Raw genomic sequence first — 4,248 nt, forward strand, 5'->3', positions numbered from 1 at the left:
AAATAAATTTGATTTGCAATATAATCTGAACTAAAGTGAAGTCCATTCCTTATCCACCACATGATAATACCTACCAAAGAGGCTGTTTTAATATCAACCGCAACATAGTCATCTGGCAAATTCTTTTTCGTATTCTCTCTTCTCGTTTCTATTAACTCTTTTAAAAATAAAAATAATTGCTCCTCAAATTGATTCATTTTAAATAATATAAATAAATAATTTCGGTGGATATATAAATAATCAAGTAATTGTGTTAGCTTTTGTTTTTCTGATAAATCTTTTGCATGTATTAAATCAGCAATTTTATTTGAAAGTTCATTTGAAATCTCATTCGTGATTTGGTCTAGTAAATCTTGAATATCTTGATAATGTAAGTAAAAGGTAGTCCGATTTAATCCTGCTTTTGTTGCAACTTTCTGAACCGTTAAGCTTGAAATACTAGGATTCTCACATAGGAGAGAAAAAACAGCATTTTTAAACATTTCTCTTGAACGAACTGTACGTGGATCTTCTTTTTTAGGTGTAGACATTTTGAAACTCCTTTATAGATTTTCTCTTTACTTACTCGACAGTGCATACCATCTGTGTCGAGTAGTGAACATTTTCAAAAAAACTGTTCATGGTCAAAGAAAATATATTTTGTTACCATTAATTTTATCGACACATTGTCGATAAATCAAGAAAACAACGAAGGAGTTTACCAATGCAAAAGGAAATATCAGAAAGAAATAAAAAAATTATATTAGTTGTGCTCATTGCCGGCTGTTTTTTATCAACATTAAATCAGACGCTATTAAATGTGGCGATGAGTAATTTGATGGAAGTATTTGATGTTTCGGCTGCAACAGTGCAATGGCTATCGACAGGCTTTATGCTCATAAATGGTGTTCTAGTGCCAATTACAGCATTTTTAATGAAACGATTTACTACAAGGCAGCTATTTATTAGCTCGATGCTCTCTTTGTTTATCGGGACTGTTCTTTGTGCATGCGCCATGAATTTTGGCACTTTGTTAACAGGAAGAATGATTCAAGCAGTTGGCGCAGGAATTATTATGCCACTAATGATGACAGTTATTTTATATTTATACCCTAGTGAAAAGCGTGGCAGTATTATGGGGACCATCGGCTTCGCCATAATTTTTGCGCCAGCCATCGCTCCAACATTATCTGGCTTTATTATTGAATATGTATCATGGAGATGGTTATTTATTGGATTAGCTCCATTTGTATTAATCGTTATTATTCTCGCGCTAAAATATTTAATGAATGTCGCTGAGACAACAAAAGCAAAATTAGATATCGTAAGTGTCATTTTATCAACGATTGGCTTTGGTTGTATTATATTCGGGTTTAGTAGTGCTGGAAGCAAAGGATGGGATCATCCAGTTGTTATTACTACAATTATCATCGGAATAATTGTTACAACGCTATTCTGTTTACGTCAAATAAAGTCTAGCGATCCACTATTAAATTTATCCGTATTTAAATATAAAATTTTCACTCTTACATCAGTCATTAACGTACTCATTACGATGATTATGTATGCTGATTTAATTCTTTTACCGATTTACTTGCAAAATGGACGAGGTTTCACTGCTTTTGAATCCGGTTTACTTCTATTACCTGGCGCTGTAATTAATGCCTTCTTATCACCTATCACAGGTAAAATGTTTGATAAATACGGGGCAAAACCACTCTTTATTACAGGTTTAATATGTATCATTATATCAATGTGGGGTGTAATTGACTTGACCGAATCCACCACTTATATGTATTTAATGGTTCGTACTATTATTCTACGCATTGGACTAAGTTTCATTTCGATGCCTTTAAATACAGCAGGTTTAAACGCTTTACCAAGAGAATTGGGTTCACATGGCTCCGCAGTGAATAATACCGTACGTCAATTAGCTGGTGCTATAGGAACAGCAGTTATTATCACGGTATACACAATTCAATCCACTTCACATGCTTCGCAGTTATCTAGTGAAAATGGAAACATTTCAGTTATGCAAGTAAAGAAATTATCTTCTATCTTCAGCTCAAGTGATGCCTACGCATTTATGTTAGTCTTATCTTTTGTAGCTTTGATTATTGCATGTTTCATGCCTAAAAAAACGGCAATACAAAAATCCGAAAGTAAATCTTAAAACAAAAAAACCTACCCGTATTCCATACGAGTAGGTTTTTTTATTATTTATTTCGTTTCCCCGTCTTCAGTCGTCTTCACTTTCGTTTTATTGTTATCACGATGGTTATAGTTATACTTAGAAGGTTCTACCGGTGTAAATCCTTCTGGTGTGTAGAATCGTAATAAGTCACCGTTAACAACTTGGTCGGAGTATTTTAGTGATTTTTGAACCATTTGTTCATTTTGTTTTATTTCATCTGTAAATTCTACAGGTTTCCCAGTCGCTGTATCATAATATTTGCCGTTAAGTGCTGTAACTGTTGGGCTTACGTAGTTACCGTTACGGAACGGAACGACTTGTTTATGCTCTGGTGATAATAAATCTGATCCGAATTGGACATAATTTTTCGTATCTGTACCTAGTAAGTGTAATAACGTTGGAAGAACGTCAATTTCTCCGCCGTATTGATGTTGTACGCCGCCTTCCATTCCTGGTACGCGAATGATTAAAGGTACACGTTGTAATTGAGCATTTTCAAATGAGTTCATTTCTTTACCCATTATTTGAGACATTGCTGCACTATGATTATCTGAAATACCGTAATGGTCACCGTACATAACGATAATTGAGTTATCGTATAAACCAGATTGTTTCAAGTAATCAATGAATCCTTTTACAGATTCATCTAAATAGCGTGCTGTTTGGAAGTACGTATCTACTGATGAATCACCTGTTTTAGCTGGTTCAATCGTTGCTTCTGCCTTATCGATAGGATAAGGGAAATGGTTCGATAACGTAATGAACTTCGAATAGAACGGTTGTTTTAACGTTTGTAATAATGGAATTGATTCATTAAAGAACGGTTTATCTTTTAATCCATAGTTTACTACATCTTTTTCGTTCATATCATAGTATGACGCATCAAAGAATTTATTAAAACCAAATGATTTATAAATTTCATCACGGTTCCAGAACGTTTTATAGTTACCGTGGAACACTGCTGATGTGTATCCTTGTTGACCTAAAATAGCTGGTGCTGATTGATACGTGTTATGAGCTTTATTTGTAAAAACAGATCCTTGTGGTAATCCAAACATTGAATTCTCTAACATGAACTCCGCATCAGATGTTTTACCCTGTCCTGTTTGATGGAAGAAGTTATCAAAGTATAACGTATTCGCATCTTTTGTAAATGAGTTTAAGAATGGTGTAACTTCTTGGCCATTTAGCTTGTAGTTTAGTAAAAAGTTTTGGAATGACTCTAAATGAATATAAATTACGTTCATTCCTTTTCCTTTACCGAAATACTCAGGATTTGGACTTGCATAAGTTGATGTAAGATAGTTTCTAACTTCTGTCATATTATCTCCATCCGCTAATGCTCGTTCTGTTGATGCTTTCGCACTTTGAATACCATCATAAATCGTGAAATTGTACGCCCCTAAATATTTCACGATATAATTGCGGTCAAATGTTCTTGTTAACAATTCAGGACGGTCAGATTCTGCCAGACCTAAGTTAACGCTAAAGAATAAAATACCTGCTACAAATACTAGAGATAATTTATGCTTCGCAACACGGATTGGTTTAGGATTTACAAATTTCGTTGCGACTAAAACAATCAAAATGATTGTATCTAAGAAATATAGTGGATCATATAAGTGTAGCAATGCAAAAATACTATTACCTAAATCTCCAAAGTTATTCGATTGTGTTAATGTCGGGAACGTAATAAAATCGCTGAAAAAGCGGTAATATACTACGTTGGCGTATAAAAGTATAGACATTAGCAAATTAATAACAATTACCCAAATGTAAGCTCGTTTCCCCTTTGCGAATAATGCGAGCCCTAAAAATAGAACTGCTGAGCTTAGCGGATTGAAAAACAGTAAGAACTTTTGGATTGTGTTCGATATCCCTAAATTAAATTCTATCACATATGCTGCATATGTTTTTAACCAAAGTAAAATAACTGCAAATACGAAAAATCCAAAATGATTACTTAATACTCGTTTACTCTTTAATAAAAATTGTTGCATCTCTCCACCTCTTTTGATCATCCAAGGCTTATTTTGTATAAGTCTGTCTCTCTATTTGATTTTTCTTCTTCAGAT

Annotated in this window: 3 protein-coding genes; 1 reads left to right on the plus strand and 2 read right to left on the minus strand. The window is 33.8% G+C overall.

Translation table 11 applies throughout. From position 1 onward, the window contains the following. Positions 1 to 530: TetR/AcrR family transcriptional regulator (locus AB3X48_RS18440; RefSeq protein ID WP_367959794.1), on the minus strand; the 530-nt coding region annotated here is incomplete at its 3' end. Positions 531 to 703: 173 nt separating this feature from the next. Here AB3X48_RS18440 and AB3X48_RS18445 point away from each other — a divergent pair. Continuing rightward, complete coding sequence (locus AB3X48_RS18445; protein WP_016105163.1) at positions 704 to 2,152, plus strand: DHA2 family efflux MFS transporter permease subunit; 1,449 nt, start codon at positions 704 to 706, stop codon at positions 2,150 to 2,152. A 47-nt stretch (positions 2,153 to 2,199) separates the two neighbouring features. Here AB3X48_RS18445 and ltaS read toward each other — a convergent pair whose 3' ends face one another. Then, positions 2,200 to 4,173 carry a lipoteichoic acid synthase gene (gene ltaS / locus AB3X48_RS18450; RefSeq protein ID WP_016105164.1) on the minus strand — a complete coding sequence of 658 codons (1,974 nt, stop codon included), beginning with the start codon at positions 4,171 to 4,173 and terminating at the stop codon, positions 2,200 to 2,202. Positions 4,174 to 4,248: the final 75 nt, after the last annotated feature.

Source organism: Bacillus sp. S4 (genome assembly GCF_040838205.1).
In the GTDB taxonomy this organism is placed as follows: domain Bacteria; phylum Bacillota; class Bacilli; order Bacillales; family Bacillaceae_G; genus Bacillus_A; species Bacillus_A cereus_U.